We start from the raw sequence: 16,010 nt of genomic DNA, 5'->3' as shown, positions 1-16,010 counted from the left end.
GGTCAGCATGACACGCAGTATATCCATCGCCCTGCTATTAATTAGCGCCAGTGCTTTAATTGCCTGCAACTCAGGCAGTAAATCGTCGAGCCCTGCGCGGCCTGCCAGCGAAGAGAGTATTAGCCGCGCCACCTGCGGCCCCGGCTCGCGACCAGAGTCCGGTATGCAAGGCAGGGTAAGCCAAGCAGACCACGACGCCGGCCTCGCTGAAATGGGCTTCACTTGCAATACCGAGCTTGCGGGTTCGTATTTCACCCCCAACGCTATCGGCACCGTCGGCGGGTTTAAAGTTGAACGCTATGTCGACAAAACTGGACGGGAGTGTGCCTATTACGACAGTACTTTACTGTTTCCGAGCAATGTCTTAGACATGAATGTCGGTGTAAATGTATTGGACATGAGCGATCCTACAAGCCCGCTAATGACCGCCCGCCTCGTTACCCCGGCAATGCTTTCGCCCCATGAGTCTCTCGTAGTTTCCCAAGAGGCAGGTGTATTAGCGGCGGTAATGGGCAACCCGGGGGTTTATCCAGGCATAGTCGATGTGTATGACGTCTCTGAAGATTGCCGCAATCCGGTATTAAAATCCTCTGCGCTCGTCGGCACACTCGGTCACGAAAGTGGCATTACGCCAGATGGAAAAACCTTTTATTCCGCATCGCCAGGTACGCCAACCCTGACTGCCGTAGATATATCTAACCCCTCGCTGCCACTTCCGCTGTGGGCGGGCAACTACACATCGCACGGCTTGTCACTGAGCGACGACGGCAACCGCGCCTACCTCGCCTCAGGCAATGGTTTCGGGGTGTTAATACTAGATGTATCGGAAATTCAGGCGCGGGTAGCCAACCCCCAGGTTCGTGAAATAGCCAATATATCTTGGGACAACCAAACCATTCCCCAAAACGCCATGCCCTTTAGTCGCAATGGCAAAGCCTACTTGCTAGAAATCGACGAATACTCCACCAACCAGCCCGGCAATAACGCATCGGTAACCACCCATGGTGAGTTTGTGGGCGCTGGCCGCATTATTGATATTAGCGACGAAACCCAGCCGCGGGTCGTCTCCGATCTACGCCTAGAAGTACACGAGCCTGAAAATCGCGCCACCATCGCCGATGACCCCGGTGCCTTTAACCCAACTGGCGGCTATGCTGGCCATTACTGCTCGGTGCCAAGCCGAGTAAACCCCGATATTGCGGCTTGCAGCATGATCTTATCCGGCTTGCGTATCTTTGATATTCGCAATCCCGAAAAGCCCGTCGAGATTGCTTATTTCAACGCGCCAGTTCAGCCCCGCGTATTAACCGTTCCTGCTCCCGCCAGCAACTGGGCCATGTCTCGTCCCGCCTTTGTGCCCGAGCGCAAGGAAATTTGGTATACCGACGGCTACAGCGGCTTTTATGTGGTACGACTAACAAATGGGGTCTGGAATCCTTAGTCGAGACTCGCAGCTAACATAACGATGAGTTGGCACCACAAACTTTTGCCAACTCATCCCCGAAAAACTGAATACTTACATGAGCTTAATACGGAATTTCTTGAGCAAAAAGGATCGGGATAGCAGCTGCAAACGCCCAAAACAGGCTTTATTGATAAAAAATCCTTCGCAATCGCTGTTAGTACCACTTTTCTACGAGCAAAATCACCTAATTTCCTGTACATTAGCGGCCTATTTTCAACCCAGCTTATAGAGAGCGCTATGACTGATTTATCCCTTTACAGAAATATTGGTATCTTCGCCCACGTTGATGCCGGTAAAACCACCACTACCGAGCGTATCCTTAAGCTGACCGGTAAAATTCATAAAATTGGTGAGGTTCACGAAGGTGAATCAACAACCGACTTCATGGAACAGGAAGCTGAGCGCGGTATTACCATTCAGTCAGCCGCCGTTAGCTGTTTCTGGAAAGGCCACCGCTTCAACGTTATCGACACCCCTGGGCACGTTGACTTCACCGTAGAAGTTTACCGCTCACTGAAAGTACTCGACGGCGGTGTCGGCGTATTCTGTGGTTCGGGTGGTGTTGAGCCCCAGTCTGAAACCAACTGGCGTTACGCGAACGACTCTAAAGTATCGCGCCTGATTTTCGTTAACAAACTCGACCGTATCGGCGCTGACTTCATTCGCGTTACCGATCAAGTTAAAAAAGTATTGGGTGCTAACCCACTTATCATGACCCTGCCTATTGGTCGTGAAGATGAGTTTGTTGGTGTTGTTGACCTACTTAGCCGTAAAGCCTATGTATGGGACGACTCTGGTCAGCCAGAAAATTACGACGTTGTTGATGTTCCAGCCGACATGGTTGACGACGTTGAGATGTACCGCGAACAGCTGGTTGAAACTGCGCTAGAAGTAGATGACGACCTGTTGATGGCATATATGGAAGGCGAAATGCCTTCAGATGAAGATGTTAAGCGCTGCATCCGCAAGGGTACACTTGAACTAGCGTTTTTCCCAACCTACTGTGGTTCTGCCTTTAAAAACAAAGGTATGCAGCTACTACTTGATGCAGTTGTTGAATATCTGCCAACCCCAACCGAAGTTAACCCACAGCCGTTAACTGACGAAGAAGGCAACGGCAACGGTGAATTCGCTATTGTTTCTGCTGACGAGCCCTTCCGCGCGCTGGCGTTTAAGATCATGGATGACCGTTTCGGCGCCCTGACCTTTATCCGCATTTACTCTGGTAAGTTGAACAAGGGTGACACTATCCTTAACTCCTTTACTGGCAAATCAGAACGCGTTGGCCGTATGGTTGAAATGCAAGCCGATGAGCGCAACGAATTAAGCAGCGCACAAGCCGGTGACATCATCGCCATCGTGGGCATGAAGAACGTGCAAACTGGTCACACCCTTTGTGATCCAAAGCACCCATGTACCCTTGAAGCCATGGTATTCCCAGAGCCCGTTATCTCGATCTCTGTTACGCCAAAAGACAAAGGCTCAACTGAGAAAATGGGTATTGCGATCGGTAAGATGGTTGCAGAAGATCCTACTTTCCGCGTTGAAACTGACATCGACTCAGGTGAAACCATCCTAAAAGGTATGGGCGAATTGCACCTCGACATTAAAGTCGACATCCTTAAGCGTACTTACGGCGTTGACTTAACTGTAGGTCAGCCACAGGTTGCCTACCGCGAAACCATCACCAAAGAAATCGAAGACAGCTATACCCACAAGAAGCAGTCTGGTGGTTCTGGTCAGTTTGGTAAGATCGACTACGTCGTCAAGCCAGGCGAAGCCAACACGGGCTTTACCTTTACCTCAAAAGTTGTAGGCGGTAACGTTCCTAAGGAATTCTTCCCAGCCATCGAGAAAGGTTTCCGCTCGATGATGGGTGTTGGTCCTCTGGCCGGTTTCCCCGTACTCGACGTTGAAGTAACCTTGGTAGACGGTGGTTTCCACGCAGTTGACTCATCGGCAGTCGCGTTTGAAATAGCGGCAAAAGGCGCATTCCGCCAGTCTATGCCTAAAGCCGGCCCACAATTGCTTGAGCCGGTAATGAAGGTAGACGTTTACAGCCCAGAAGATCACGTAGGTGATGTTATCGGTGACCTTAACCGTCGCCGCGGCATGATCTCTGGTCAGGAAGCAAACGTTACTGGCGTACGTATCAAAGCCGATGTACCGCTTTCAGAAATGTTTGGCTACATCAGCACCCTGCGTACCATGACCTCTGGTCGCGGTCAGTTCTCAATGGAATTTTCTCACTACGCGGCTTGCCCAGCTAACGTTGCTGAGACAATCATTGCCAAAGAGAAAGAAAAGAAAGCCGCTGCCGCTAAGTAATTTTAGCTCGCAGTAAAAAAAGCCCTAACAGTGCAAACTGCTAGGGCTTTTTTATGTCTGTCAGAAAATGGCAACTACAAGCTACGTAGTAATTTACACTAATAATCCAGTATCACCCCAACCTCGCTGTCACGCTCGACCAATTCAAAACAATGTAGATTTCGACAGTGCTCTTCACTGTAATGCCGTAACTCGCCACTGCGTATATCAAAGCGATAGCCGTGCTGAGGGCAAACCAAATCGCTGCCGTCCACATCAGAGCTTTTAAGCGGATACTCTCGATGCGGGCAATTGCTCTCTATTAAAAATCGCTCCCCGTCAATTTGCAGCAGCATTAAATGGTGGCTATTTATTTTGAACACCTGACGGTAGCCATCAAACAGATTTATCAGCCTTTCCAATCGATAGTAGTGCATAGAATTCAACAATTTAACCTAGTTCGCTAAGCTTACCGCAAAATCCAACTGCGCGAATAGCCAGCAGTTTATTATCGAAAATGTACATTTTCGGCAAAAGGCATACACTTATAGATACTAGTCTGCTCTGGCCGTTTAAATAACTACTAGCTGCGCCGCGCCAAATACAAAAAGAGTAAGTGATCATGTATCAATCGCTGTCCTCAACGATATCGCTCAGTATCATCCTATTAGGCCTTGCCGCCTGTGGTGGCGGAAGCTCGGGAAGCCCCTTAGCCGCGAACGGAAGCATAGAAAAAGGCTTATTACGCGCAGTCAAAAACGACGCTGAGTTTATTGATCAATTCCGCGCCGCCTATACCCGCCCTGTGGACAGCAACAACAATCTTCAAGCTGTTGCCGCCAACGAAGCAAATGCGCCTAGTGCCGATAACGGTGGCGATAGCACGAGCTACAGTACCACCTACACCTTAGAAAATAATGTTGACGAACTCGACGTGCTCAAATACGACGGCGACCACCTGTATATTGCACCTACCTTGCAGTCGCGCTGCTGCTTCGTTAGCCAAGGTGGCGCTTTTGCCGACAGCGCTAGCTTTGCACCACCCAGCCCCGAACAATCGTCCGGCATTCGTATTCTGAGCACTAATTCAGAAACTGCCACCACAGCAGAGTTAAGCACTATTCCGCTTGAGGCCGGCGAATTTGTGCAAGGTCTATACATTAGTGAAACACAGCTAATCAGCATTGGTAGCAGCCAATATTACGGCCCTTACGGTGTGCAATGGCTGGGAATTTTCGGCTGGCAGCAGCAGAACTTGACGATCAATATTTACAACACCAGCACTATTACCCAACCCGAACTAACGTGGAAAATCGGCATTGAGGGTGGTCTGGTAGACAGCCGCCGCATTGGCGACACCCTGTATATAATCAGTCGCCACAGCCCGTATTTTGATAATATCTACACCTATCCGGCAAACCGAAATGAAGCCAATGCCAATGCGCAACAACTGGCAGCAATCCAGCCCCAAGACATCATTCCCACGTTAACGATCAATGGCGAAAGCCGCCCCCTATTTAGCCCGCAAAACTGTTTACTAAGTCGCGACGACCCCAAACGAGACTATGCCTACCCCGTTATTACCAGCGTCACCGCAATAAACTTGAGTTCGCCAAACACTGCACAGTCAGTGTGTTTCAATGAAGACAGCAGCGGCGTCTACGTAAGCCAGAAAGCGCTCTACTTAAGCCAGGCACGCTACACTAGCCAAGCAGGCAACACCCGCATTCACAAATTCAAACTGAACGCCGGCAGCCCCGAATACAGCGGCTCGGCAGATATTGCTGGCCAACTCTGGGGCCCGGGCCAGACCGATTTCCGAATGTCTGAATACGACGATTTACTGCGGGTAGTGACCACAATTTATACCAGTGACAGCACTGATCTGCGCGACCACCAGCTCAGTATTCTCCGTGAAAATACCGACACAAAAAGCTTAGACCTCGTCGGCAGCCTACCCAATACCCAGCGCCCGCAAGAAATAGGTAAAGCCAACGAAGCTCTGTATGGCGTTCGCTTTTTTGAAGATCGCGCCTATTTCGTGACGTTTGAACAAATCGACCCACTTTATGTGATCGATCTCAGCGCCCCCGCCGATCCTTATATTGCCGGAGAGCTAGAAATCCCAGGTTTCTCGGATTTTCTACATCCAATAAACAGCAATTTGCTATTGGGCTTGGGCCAATCTGCGCAAAATCAAGGCATGGTCAAACTCAGTTTATTTAACGTCAGCGACATCAATAACCCCAGCGAACTTGGTAGCCTTTTACTCGGCAAAGAAGGTGGCTGGAATTACTCAGAAGCGCAATACAACCGCCACGCCTTCACCTATCTTCAGCAAGCCGATGGCAGCGACCGTTTAACCGTGCCGGTGCAGTCCGCCTACAATACCGAACAAGACGGCTACGTAAGTGAAAATCGCTTGTATCTTATGGAAATCAACGGCAAAACTAATGCCGCCGCCGCGAGCCTCGACCTAATTGGCAATATCATTGCCAGCCCCGCCCCCAGCAACAATTGGTACGGCGGCCAAAATCGCTCGGTCATTCACAACGACGCGGTGTTTTTCCTGTCTGGGGATTATATTTGGTCGGCGCTGTGGTCTGACTCTAGCCAGCAAACAGGCCCGCAATAGCCGCGCAATGTGGGTAAAAAAGGGCGGATAGCACATCTGGCTAAGCGTCCTTTTTTACTTTCCAAATCATAGGTAATTGCTATACTGCGCCACCCTCAAAATCCGCCGCGCGCCCACACATGTCCGATACAATTCTCTATACCGATTTATCGGCCTATTACGATTTGATGTGCGCCGACATCGACTACCAAGCTCAGAGTAATACCGCCCACCGTCTTAATAAAATCTTTGGCAACCAAGGCCGCAAGCATTTGGATTTAGGCTGTGGTACCGGGCCGCATATTCGCCACCTTATCGATCTCGGCTACCACAGCAGTGGCTTAGATATAAATCAGCCAATGCTCGATATTGCTCAGCAGCGGTGTCCCGAAGCGCAATTCAGTCGTCAGGATATGTGCGAGCTTGTCGTTAGCGAACCCGTCGATTTCATTAGCTGCTTTCTCTATTCGCTTCACTACAGCGGCAGCATTAAACGCCTTGCAGACTGCCTTCATCAGGTTGCGATGGCTTTAACACCCAACGGTCTATTTTGCTTTAACGCGGTAGATAAATACCAAATCGAAAATAGCTCATATACCAGTCACTGCGCAGTACAAGACGGCAGCAACTTTGTATTCAGCTCCAAATGGCATTACGGGGGGAGCGGCGAACGCCAAACCCTAAAGCTCAATATTCAAAAGACCTGTAATGGTGTTACTCAATCCTGGCAGGACGAGCACCCAATGGTAGCGGTGAGTTTTGAGGAGCTCCAAAGCTTATTAAGCCCCTCTTTCGAGGTGAATATTTTTGAGCACGACTATGAAAAGTTAATTCCATGGGATGGCACATCAGGGAACGCGCTATTTATTTGTGTAAAAAAATAACAGTACACAAGCCCTTCGGCAGAACACATCTGCCATCTCATCCATCACGACAAAATAAACTGCACCTGAAACTTAAATTCGGATAGCAGCGCGTCACCATCGGCAGCGGAGTTTCGAGATACATCAAGTAGATCAGGAATCAGGGCCAATCCCAGCGATACAATCGCAGCCACTGCGGCTTCTTTCTCAGGCAAACTAAAGCGCTCAAAAAGCCCCCGCTCATGGAAATCGCTGGCCATCTCCTCAACAATCTGCCGAACTTCACTACGAATTGCTGCGCGAATCAGTGCCGAGCTACCAGCCCGCTCGCGGGCGATAAGAATAAACAGTGATTCATTACCAAGAATATACGAGAAGGCCGCCTCAACTGAAGCGGCAATAACTGCGGCCTCGGTATCAGCGTCGCGCACCCCTTTTAACAGGGCCCTTAAGGTGCTGCCTACATCGTTGACCAACGCCAACCCCAGCTCTTCCATCGACGCAAAATGGCTGTAAAAAGCTGGCGGGCTTAAATCGCAGGCCTTAGTAATACGGCGCAAGCTTATGCCAGATAAACCACTCTGATCTTCGGCAAGCAAATCCAGAGCGGCATTCATTAACTTCTCTCGATTACCTTTGCGGCTTTGCTTGGGCTTACTTTCACTCATACCGTCCTCATCGCTAAAACTAATTTTTGGCCATCTATCACTCTACACCTAGGCACGGCGGCAATATTACGGCAAACAATAAATAAATCTCTAAAAATCGCTAACTGGATATCAAATTAGTCTACAACACTAACTTGACAGTCGTAAAGTTATCACCTAAATTACATCTTAACACTTGTAAACATAATAATCGGTGAGGGCGAATGAACACAAACACCACTACACAATGGCACGACCCCAAACGCTACCTATGGTCATTAGGGCTTATGGTTCCGTTACTCCCCATTTTTGGGGCATTCATTTACATGCAAACTGGGCAAATTTGGGGCTGGTGGATGGCACCCGCCATCGTCTATTTCATTATTCCAGCGCTAGATTTCTTTATCGGCACTGACCGCTCCAACCCGCCGGAGTCAGCGGTTGCGCAATTAGAAGCCGACAATTACTACAAATACATTGTTTATGCTTATATCCCGCTGCAGTACGCCGGCACCCTTATTACGGTATGGTTTGCCTGCACAGAACTCGGCACTTGGGGAATCATCGCGGGTATATTTAGCTGCGCCTATGTAAACGGTATTGGCATTAATACCGGCCACGAGTTGGGTCACAAGCGCGACGCGCTCAGCCAGTTTCTCGCCAAGCTCGCACTTGCCCCGGTTGCCTATGGCCACTTTTATATTGAGCACAACTTTGGCCATCACCGCCGCGTTGCAACTCCAGAAGACCCCGCCAGCTCTAAAATGGGTGAAAGCTTTTGGCGCTTCCTGCCCCGCACCGTAATAGGCAGCCTGCGCTCTGCTTGTGAAATTGAGCGCGAGCGACTCAGCCGCAAAGGCTTAGGGTTTTGGCACTGGCGCAACGATGTACTGCAAGCCTGGGCAATGACCGCTATTTTATTTGGCGCCTGTACCGCGGTTTTAGGCTGGCCAGCCCTCGCCTTTCTCGCTATTCAAGCGGTCTTGGGCTCCTCTTTACTCGAAGTAATCAACTACGTTGAACACTACGGTCTATTGCGCCAGAAAGACGCCAACGGGCGCTATGAACGCTGTTTGCCCAAGCACTCCTGGAATAGCAATCACATTGTTACCAATCTAGTCCTTTACCAACTACAGCGCCATTCCGACCACCACGCGCACCCCAATCGGGCCTTTCAAGCCTTGCGCCATTTTTCAGACAGCCCCCAGCTACCCTCGGGCTACGCTTCAATGATGATGCTCGCTTACTTTCCGCCACTGTGGTTCAAAGTTATGAACCCGCGGGTTGTGGCCCATCACCGTGGCGATTTCAACAAAGCCAATGTTCATCCGAGCAAGGCCGAAAAACTCAAAATGTATTTCAACTCAGCTAAGCACCGTGCCGGCGCATAACACGGCATTCAATATCAACCCAGATGATTCGGCGCAACACCGCGCCGACAATGGAGTTTCATAATGATAAAAAAAGCATCCTTAGTGAGCTTAATTGGCGCTTGTGCACTACAAAGCCAAAGCGTATTTGCCGCCCAGCTCGAGGAAGTCGTGGTGACGGCCCAGCTCCGTGAGCAAAGCCTGCAAGACGTACCGGTTTCGGTGAGCGCCATTAGTGGCGCCAAAATGATGGAGGCCGGTCTCTCTAAAATTGAAGATCTACAGGCCTACGTGCCCAACTTCACCATGACTGAATCCAGCATCGGTACCGATATTTATATTCGCGGCATTGGCTCTGGCGAAAACCAAGGCTTTGAGCAATCAGTAGGTATGTATGTAGATGGCATCTACTATGGCCGCGCCCAGCTTGCTCGCGCGCCATTCCTCGACCTAGAGCGCGTCGAAGTATTGCGCGGCCCGCAGAATATCCTGCTGGGTAAAAACAGCATTGCCGGCGCCATTAATATCAGCACTGCATCACCAAGTGACGAAACTGAATTTTACGCGCAAGCCACCTTTGAGCCCGAACTAAATGAACAAGTAATCGACTTTGTTGCCTCTGGCCCGGTTAGCGATAATCTTAGGGCACGCTTTTCTATGCGCCAACGTCACACTGACGGTTTTGTAAAAAACCAAGTATTAAACCGCGATGAAGCCCAGCGCGACGAGGCAACTTACCGCCTTAAACTAGCATGGGATATTGGTAACGACGCCGACGCCATGTTGAAATTCGAACTCGGTAGCTTCGACGTTATCGGGCGACAGTCAGAAATCCTCACCGACAACCCTTCTGACTCCGATATATTTTTATTTACCGGCCGCACCTATGGTGAAATTCTAAACGACACCACCTTTCCCGATTTAGGCGCCGCCGGTGGCCTGGTGGGCTCCTTGCCCTCAGGTATCCGCGACCTAATCCAGCTGCAAGATAACGGGTCAATCTTAAACATGCAGGCCGATGACTCGGTGTTAGATGTAAAGGCTGACCGCAAACGTCACTCCAATGGCGATTTCAGCAATAACGACACCCAAAATATTACCTTTAAAATGAATAAGTATGTAGACGGCGATACCTTCACGTCTATTACTGCGTATATGGCCTACCAATACGACGAAGAATGCGACTGCGACTTTACCGGCGCACCGTTATTCCAAGTTGTAATGGAAGAAGAGTACGAGCAATTTAGCCAAGAATTTCGCTGGATCTCTGCACCTGGCGAAAATTTTGACATGATCGCCGGTGCTTACTTTCAATATAACGATGTTTATTTCTTTGACTCGATTGTACTGCCCTCGACCCTTATTCCGCAGCTGATTAATGCGGCAGACATCTTGGAGGGTGGCGGCCGCGGTGATTACGACCCCGGCGCCAATGGCAACACCGGTTTTGAATTACTCGGTATTGGCGATGCTGGCAACTCACTCATAGATATTCGTTCGCCACGTGACTTTAAGAGCGACTCGATCATTGCCTCTACCTTTGTTCAAGGTACGTGGATAATGAACGACAGCTGGCGCCTGACCCTTGGCGGCCGCTACACATTCGAAAAGAAAAGCGGAAGTCGCAAACTTGAGTTCGGCCTCCCAGACGGCAGCGTATTGCCAATTGGCGAAACTGACACCGCAGCTGCAGTTACCTTTGCAGCAGAGCGTCACGACTTAGCGGGCAAACGTACCGAATCACAATTTGCCCCACTGCTGAATTTGCAATGGGACGTCAACGACGTCGCAATGGCCTACTTCTCTGCGCGGCGCGGATTTAAATCGGGTGGTTATGATGCTAGATCAAACGCCTCGCCTAGTGCCGACCCCACGCCGTCTAACCCAACTGCCGTGCTTGCTAATCCTCGAGTGTTAATCGGTAGTTTTGAGTTTGAAGAGGAGCGTGCAACTTCTTACGAATTAGGTTTAAAAACTAGCTTATTCGACGGCGTTGCCGAATTGAATTCAGCTCTCTTCTACACTCAGTTCGACAATTTACAGGTGAGTGTTTTTGATGGAACTTTGGGCTTTAACGTGGGTAATGCTGCGGGCGCGGTCACCCAGGGCATCGAGTTCGATGGCCGAGTAGCCTTAAGCGAACACATGATTCTAGGTGCCGGACTCGCGTTTCTAGACTTTGAATTTCAAGATCATAAACTGGGTACCTGTATCCAAGACCAAATTCCAGACCACCCCAACGGCATTAACTGCGATTACAGTGGTAAAACCAACCAGTACGCCGCCGACTATTCAGGTAATGTACTACTGGGTTACGAACGGGACTTTGGCAAATCACTCACCTTGCGCGCCAACCTCGACGCTATCTTCAGTGACGAGTACCACCCCTCTCCAAACTTGGATGACCGTGTAAAACAAGATGCCTTTGTTCAGTTCAACGGACGTATTTCAATCTCATCTAATGACGGCGTATGGGAAGTGGCTCTGCTGGGTAAAAACCTAACAGATGAACTCATTATTCTTTACGCAATCGACACGCCGGTAGCCAAAAAAGTTATTGCGGGAACCACAACTCACCACGGTTTCACCAACCCACCGAGAACCTTTGCACTTCAAGCGTCATACCGCTGGTAACGATCAGATGCTTGCCGGTTTTGAGTTAGAGCGCTCAAAACCGGCCTTTTTACATTATTGATCACCGCCATCACGCGGCAAGGTAGCAATAAGCCCTCGTATTAAACGCCCATTCGCACTAATCAGGCTTGCGCGAGATGAACAGTAATCCTCCAACAACCAATGCAAGGCCGACTGGCTAATAGCACCAATCAGTGCAATCCCCGTAATCCGAGTCTCTGTTTCTGACAGTCGCCAATCTGGCAACATCGATTTACCAAGGTCTAGTAGCAGGTCAGCAAACTGCTGAATACGGCTGGTATACAGTGTGTCTATACGCGGGCTAACACCGAGCACTTCTAACCAACACACCCGCGCCATTCGCGCATTTTCAAAGGCCCTAAAAAACGCCTCAAGACCAGCCTCTATCAAATCGCCGGCCGGCTGCTGGCTTGCCGATGCGTTAATCGCGGCGATCACGCCAGATTGAATCTGGTCTAGCGACTCGGTATACACCGCTGCCAATAGGTCTTCAGTGTCGCTAAAGGTTTTATAGAAATAGCGGTCGGTCAAACCAGCCTGCTTGCACAGCATTCTAACGGTCGTGGCGCGGTAGCCAACCGTGCCAAATAGTTCGAGGCCGGCATCCATAAACTGTCTACGTTGACGCGCCAGCCGCTCTTCGGCGCTTTCGCCACCATAGGTTCGACCCGTTTGCTTATCTTGTTGGGTATTTTGTGATTTATTTTCCATCTCGGTATTTGACGACAAGCGCCATCAGAAGTAAAGTGACGTCACTTGTCGTCAGATAAAAATTAACAGGCCTTTAGTGGAGAATAAAACCATGCAATCACAACAGCGCTATCGGGTTGTTATCATCGGCAGTGGCTTTGGCGGGCAATGTGCAGCGATGCGCCTGCAGGAACAGGGCATCAGCGACATTCGTATTTTAGAGCGCCGCGACTATATGGGCGGCACCTGGTGCCAAAACAGCTATCCTGGCGCCGCGGTAGATGTGCAGTCGCCACTGTATTCTATCTCGTCGGAACCCTACCCTTGGTCGCAAATGTTTGCCGAGCAAGATGAGCTACAACGCTACACCAACGAGGTGATCGACAAGCACGGCCTGCGCGATAAGACCACGCTTAACGCCAATGTAAAACAAGTGCATTGGGATAACAGCGCCAAGCAGTGGCTGATAGAAACCGACGCTGCGGGTAGCTTTGCGGCGCAGATATTAATTAACGCCTCTGGCCCGCTAAGCACGCCCGTGATACCGAACTTCCCGGGTCGTGATACGTTTAAGGGCAAAAGTTTCCACACCAATGGCTGGGATCATTCCTATGACTACACGGGAAAAAAAGTCGCCATCATTGGCAGTGGCGGCAGTGCCGCGCAAATAATACCGGCGATTGCCGGCAAAGTGGCTGAGCTGCATGTTTTTCAGCGCAGCCCCCATTGGGTGTTGCCCCGCCCAGACCGAAAGTTTTCTCCTTTACAACGCAAATTACTCGGCATTAAGTTGCTCTACAAAGCTCTGCGCTGGACGATCTACTGGAGTTTAGAAAGTCGCGTTATCGGCTTTAAATACTCAAAGACCTTACTCAATCTATTAGCTGGGCGCGAAGCCTTAAAGCTGCTTAAAAAGCAGGTGCCAGACCCAATACTGCGCCAAAAACTCACTCCTGATTTCACCATTGGCTGTAAACGGGTGATTTTGTCTAGCACCTTGTATCCTGCGCTCTCGCAAAACAATGTCACTGTGCACGACAAACACGACGGTATTAGTGCGATCAACGAAACCGGCATTGCCACTGTCAAGGGCCAGCAAGTTGATGTGGATTTAATCGTTTGGTCTACCGGCTACGACGCCACCGACGGAGTCATCTCCTACCCGGTTATTGGCAAAGACAACAAAAGTCTCGCCTCGGCGTGGAATGAATACCCCCGCGCCTACCTTGGCACTACCATTCCCGGCTTCCCCAACTTCTTTGTGGTAACTGGGCCAAATACCGGCATAGGCCACACCTCGGCGATTTTTGTTATTGAATCGCAAATGAAATACATCACTGACAGCATTCGCCGCTTGGAGGCGTCCGGCAAGCAAGCCATTGAAGTTCGCTCCGATGCCGAAGCTGCCTACACCAACATGGTGCACTCTGAAATGGAAAAAACCGTGTGGAAATCCGGTGGCTGCACCAGCTGGTATCAAAGTAAAAGCGGCCACGTCGTCGCCATGTTCCCGGGATTCAGTTTCACCTTTCGACGCTTAGCCAGCCGCTTTAAATCAAAACACCACCTACTTAGCTAGGACCACAAACATGAAAAACTTTAATAATAAATTGATCGTTATTACCGGTGCGGGTTCAGGCATGGGGCGCGCCTACGCGATAGAATTCGCCAAACTTGGCGCTAGACTCGCCCTTAACGACTACGACGGCAAAGGCCTTGCCGAAACCGTTGAACTCGTCCGCAAGAGCAATACAACGGAGCTGTACACCGCGACATTCGACGTTGCCGACCGCGACGCCATGGAAGGTTTTGCCGCGGACGTAAAAGCCAAACTCGGTAACGCCCATGTCATTATCAATAACGCCGGTGTGTCCGGGGCTGGCAAGCCAGTGTGGGCAACGCCACTCGCTGCCATTGAACGGGTGATGGGTATTAATTTTTATGGTGTGGTCCATGGCACCCAAGCTTTTCTGCCCCAGTTAATTGCAAACGGCGAAGGCGCGGTGGTAAATGTATCGAGCATTTTTGGCTTGATCGGACCACCGAACAACAGTGATTACAGCGCGGCGAAATTCGCTGTACGCGGATTTACCGAAGCCTTAATGGTCGAATTACACGACAGCCCAATCAGTGTACACCTTGTGCATCCCGGAGGCATTGCTACCAATATTGCCAATGTGCCTCAGCACCAAGCCTTTTCAGACAAATACCTATCTACGCCGCCAGAGAAAATTGTGCGCCACGTAATTCGCGGTATACGTCGCGGCACACCAAAGATTGTTTACGGTAAAGATTCATTCAAAACCTGGCTTGGCTCAAACCTAGTGCCCTTGCGCCTGCTAAATAAGCTCATTTGGTGGGACATGCGCGATGTAATTGATCGCAGCGACTACCCGCTGCAGCCCTCGCCTAGCCAACCAACATCGACAATAAATGAAAGGAATGCAGGATGAAGAAGTCCATTATTTTTGCGCTTATCGCAGTGGCGACCAGCTTTGCGATTTGGGCCGGCGTGACCTACCCTCGTATTGGCGGTGAAGCACTGCACCTTGCCAGTAGTCTTGAAACAAGCCTCTATGGTCTGCACCGCGCCGAGGTCGACGTCAGCGATAGCACCATGATGAGCTGGCAAAACAGCCCTGATGACGGAAAAGAAAGTGTCATCATGATTCATGGCTACAGCGCAGATAAAACCGTATGGATGCGTTTTGCTCGTCACTTTACCAAGCAATATCGCGTCATTATTTTAGACCTGCCCGGCCACGGCGAAACCGCGTTCGACCCAGCGCTAAAATACGACACCGTAAGTCAGGCTCAGCGTGTCGTCGAAGCCATGAACACACTGGGCATTAAACGCGCTCATATAATCGGTAATTCCATGGGCGGCTTTATCGCTGGGCAACTGGCACTACACCATCCTGATCGTGTGCAGAGCGCGGTATTAGTCGACGCCGCTGGCGTCATTTCGCCCCAAGAAAGCGACATGTTTAAGATGCTCGCCGCAGGCCGCAACCCCTTTGAAATGAGTAGCCGCGCAGAATTTACTGAATTTTACGCTATGACGATGGCCCAGCCACCATGGCTGCCCAAAATGATATTGGATTATATGGCCGATGACTACATCGCCCGTCGTGAGTCCCTAGCCCGTATATTCCAAGATTTTCACAGCACGGACTTTTTAGATAATCGACTGCCCGACATCCAAGTGCCAACACTGATCCTATGGGGTGAACAAGATCGTTTATTACATGTCAGCGGCGCCGAGGTTTGGAAAAATGGCATAGTCAATGCTGAACTCATTACCTACCCCAAACTTGGCCACATGCCCATGACCGAGGCCCCGAGCCAAAGCGCAGAAGATGTGCTCGCCTTTCTGGCCAAACACCATTAAATCCAGCG

The 16,010-nt window shown here is 50.3% G+C and carries 12 protein-coding genes; 9 read left to right on the top strand and 3 right to left on the bottom strand.

Annotated features, from left to right (window positions below; genetic code table 11):
• The first annotated feature begins 7 nt into the window (after positions 1–7).
• Both AB4876_RS10770 and fusA read left to right on the top strand, forming a co-directional pair.
• Positions 8–1,441 (top strand): LVIVD repeat-containing protein, encoded by a 1,434-nt coding sequence (locus AB4876_RS10770; protein ID WP_368381666.1) that lies wholly within the window; start codon positions 8–10, stop codon positions 1,439–1,441.
• A gap of 261 nt (positions 1,442–1,702) precedes the next feature.
• On the top strand, positions 1,703–3,793 hold the full coding sequence (fusA, locus tag AB4876_RS10765) for an elongation factor G (RefSeq protein WP_368381665.1): 2,091 nt from the start codon (positions 1,703–1,705) through the stop codon (positions 3,791–3,793).
• Between the two features lie 98 nt (positions 3,794–3,891).
• On the opposite strand, the gene AB4876_RS10760 is transcribed toward fusA, so the two are convergent.
• On the bottom strand, positions 3,892–4,209 hold the full coding sequence (locus AB4876_RS10760) for a Rieske (2Fe-2S) protein (RefSeq protein ID WP_368381664.1): 318 nt from the start codon (positions 4,207–4,209) through the stop codon (positions 3,892–3,894).
• A 185-nt stretch (positions 4,210–4,394) separates the two neighbouring features.
• Between AB4876_RS10760 and AB4876_RS10755 the strand changes: the two genes are divergently transcribed.
• Positions 4,395–6,407, top strand: a complete 2,013-nt coding sequence (locus AB4876_RS10755) for a beta-propeller domain-containing protein (RefSeq protein WP_368381663.1) — start codon at positions 4,395–4,397, stop codon at positions 6,405–6,407.
• A 119-nt stretch (positions 6,408–6,526) separates the two neighbouring features.
• Positions 6,527–7,270 (top strand): class I SAM-dependent DNA methyltransferase, encoded by a 744-nt coding sequence (locus AB4876_RS10750; protein ID WP_368381662.1) that lies wholly within the window; start codon positions 6,527–6,529, stop codon positions 7,268–7,270.
• 44 nt (positions 7,271–7,314) lie between these two features.
• On the opposite strand, the gene AB4876_RS10745 is transcribed toward AB4876_RS10750, so the two are convergent.
• A complete protein-coding gene (locus AB4876_RS10745) occupies positions 7,315–7,917 on the bottom strand; it encodes a TetR family transcriptional regulator (RefSeq protein WP_368381661.1) in 603 nt (200 codons plus the stop codon).
• Between the two features lie 203 nt (positions 7,918–8,120).
• Between AB4876_RS10745 and AB4876_RS10740 the strand changes: the two genes are divergently transcribed.
• Both AB4876_RS10740 and AB4876_RS10735 read left to right on the top strand, forming a co-directional pair.
• Positions 8,121–9,287: an alkane 1-monooxygenase gene (locus tag AB4876_RS10740; protein WP_368381660.1), complete on the top strand. Its 1,167-nt coding sequence runs from the start codon at positions 8,121–8,123 to the stop codon at positions 9,285–9,287.
• 63 nt (positions 9,288–9,350) lie between these two features.
• Positions 9,351–11,900: a TonB-dependent receptor gene (locus tag AB4876_RS10735; protein WP_368381659.1), complete on the top strand. Its 2,550-nt coding sequence runs from the start codon at positions 9,351–9,353 to the stop codon at positions 11,898–11,900.
• Between the two features lie 54 nt (positions 11,901–11,954).
• Here AB4876_RS10735 and AB4876_RS10730 read toward each other — a convergent pair whose 3' ends face one another.
• Entirely contained in the window at positions 11,955–12,632 is a 678-nt protein-coding gene (locus AB4876_RS10730; RefSeq protein WP_368381658.1) for a TetR/AcrR family transcriptional regulator, read from the bottom strand.
• A gap of 91 nt (positions 12,633–12,723) precedes the next feature.
• Between AB4876_RS10730 and AB4876_RS10725 the strand changes: the two genes are divergently transcribed.
• Genes AB4876_RS10725 through AB4876_RS10715 form a run of 3 tightly spaced genes read left to right on the top strand, consistent with a single transcriptional unit; the run spans position 12,724 to position 16,002 of the window.
• The gene (locus AB4876_RS10725; RefSeq protein ID WP_368381656.1) at positions 12,724–14,190 is read left to right on the top strand and encodes a flavin-containing monooxygenase; all 1,467 of its coding nucleotides are present in this window, start codon (positions 12,724–12,726) and stop codon (positions 14,188–14,190) included.
• 10 nt (positions 14,191–14,200) lie between these two features.
• A complete protein-coding gene (locus tag AB4876_RS10720) occupies positions 14,201–15,064 on the top strand; it encodes an SDR family NAD(P)-dependent oxidoreductase (protein ID WP_368381655.1) in 864 nt (287 codons plus the stop codon).
• On the top strand, positions 15,061–16,002 hold the full coding sequence (locus tag AB4876_RS10715) for an alpha/beta fold hydrolase (protein WP_368381654.1): 942 nt from the start codon (positions 15,061–15,063) through the stop codon (positions 16,000–16,002). The genes AB4876_RS10720 and AB4876_RS10715 overlap by 4 nt, the downstream gene beginning before the upstream one ends.
• Positions 16,003–16,010 lie beyond the last annotated feature (8 nt).

The sequence above is a fragment of the Zhongshania guokunii genome, assembly GCF_040892635.1.
Classification (GTDB): Bacteria; Pseudomonadota; Gammaproteobacteria; order Pseudomonadales; family Spongiibacteraceae; genus Spongiibacter; species Spongiibacter guokunii.
This window is presented reverse-complemented; position numbering and strand designations above follow the sequence as displayed.

Bases quoted from the DNA above. Each gene is read 5' to 3' on its own strand.
- AB4876_RS10770 (WP_368381666.1), top strand. From the start codon at position 8: ATGACACGCAGTATATCCATCGCCCTGCTATTAATTAGCGCCAGTGCT.
- fusA (WP_368381665.1), top strand. From the start codon at position 1,703: ATGACTGATTTATCCCTTTACAGAAATATTGGTATCTTCGCCCACGTT.
- AB4876_RS10760 (WP_368381664.1), bottom strand. From the start codon at position 4,209: ATGCACTACTATCGATTGGAAAGGCTGATAAATCTGTTTGATGGCTAC.
- AB4876_RS10755 (WP_368381663.1), top strand. From the start codon at position 4,395: ATGTATCAATCGCTGTCCTCAACGATATCGCTCAGTATCATCCTATTA.
- AB4876_RS10750 (WP_368381662.1), top strand. From the start codon at position 6,527: ATGTCCGATACAATTCTCTATACCGATTTATCGGCCTATTACGATTTG.
- AB4876_RS10745 (WP_368381661.1), bottom strand. From the start codon at position 7,917: ATGAGTGAAAGTAAGCCCAAGCAAAGCCGCAAAGGTAATCGAGAGAAG.
- AB4876_RS10740 (WP_368381660.1), top strand. From the start codon at position 8,121: ATGAACACAAACACCACTACACAATGGCACGACCCCAAACGCTACCTA.
- AB4876_RS10735 (WP_368381659.1), top strand. From the start codon at position 9,351: ATGATAAAAAAAGCATCCTTAGTGAGCTTAATTGGCGCTTGTGCACTA.
- AB4876_RS10730 (WP_368381658.1), bottom strand. From the start codon at position 12,632: ATGGAAAATAAATCACAAAATACCCAACAAGATAAGCAAACGGGTCGA.
- AB4876_RS10725 (WP_368381656.1), top strand. From the start codon at position 12,724: ATGCAATCACAACAGCGCTATCGGGTTGTTATCATCGGCAGTGGCTTT.
- AB4876_RS10720 (WP_368381655.1), top strand. From the start codon at position 14,201: ATGAAAAACTTTAATAATAAATTGATCGTTATTACCGGTGCGGGTTCA.
- AB4876_RS10715 (WP_368381654.1), top strand. From the start codon at position 15,061: ATGAAGAAGTCCATTATTTTTGCGCTTATCGCAGTGGCGACCAGCTTT.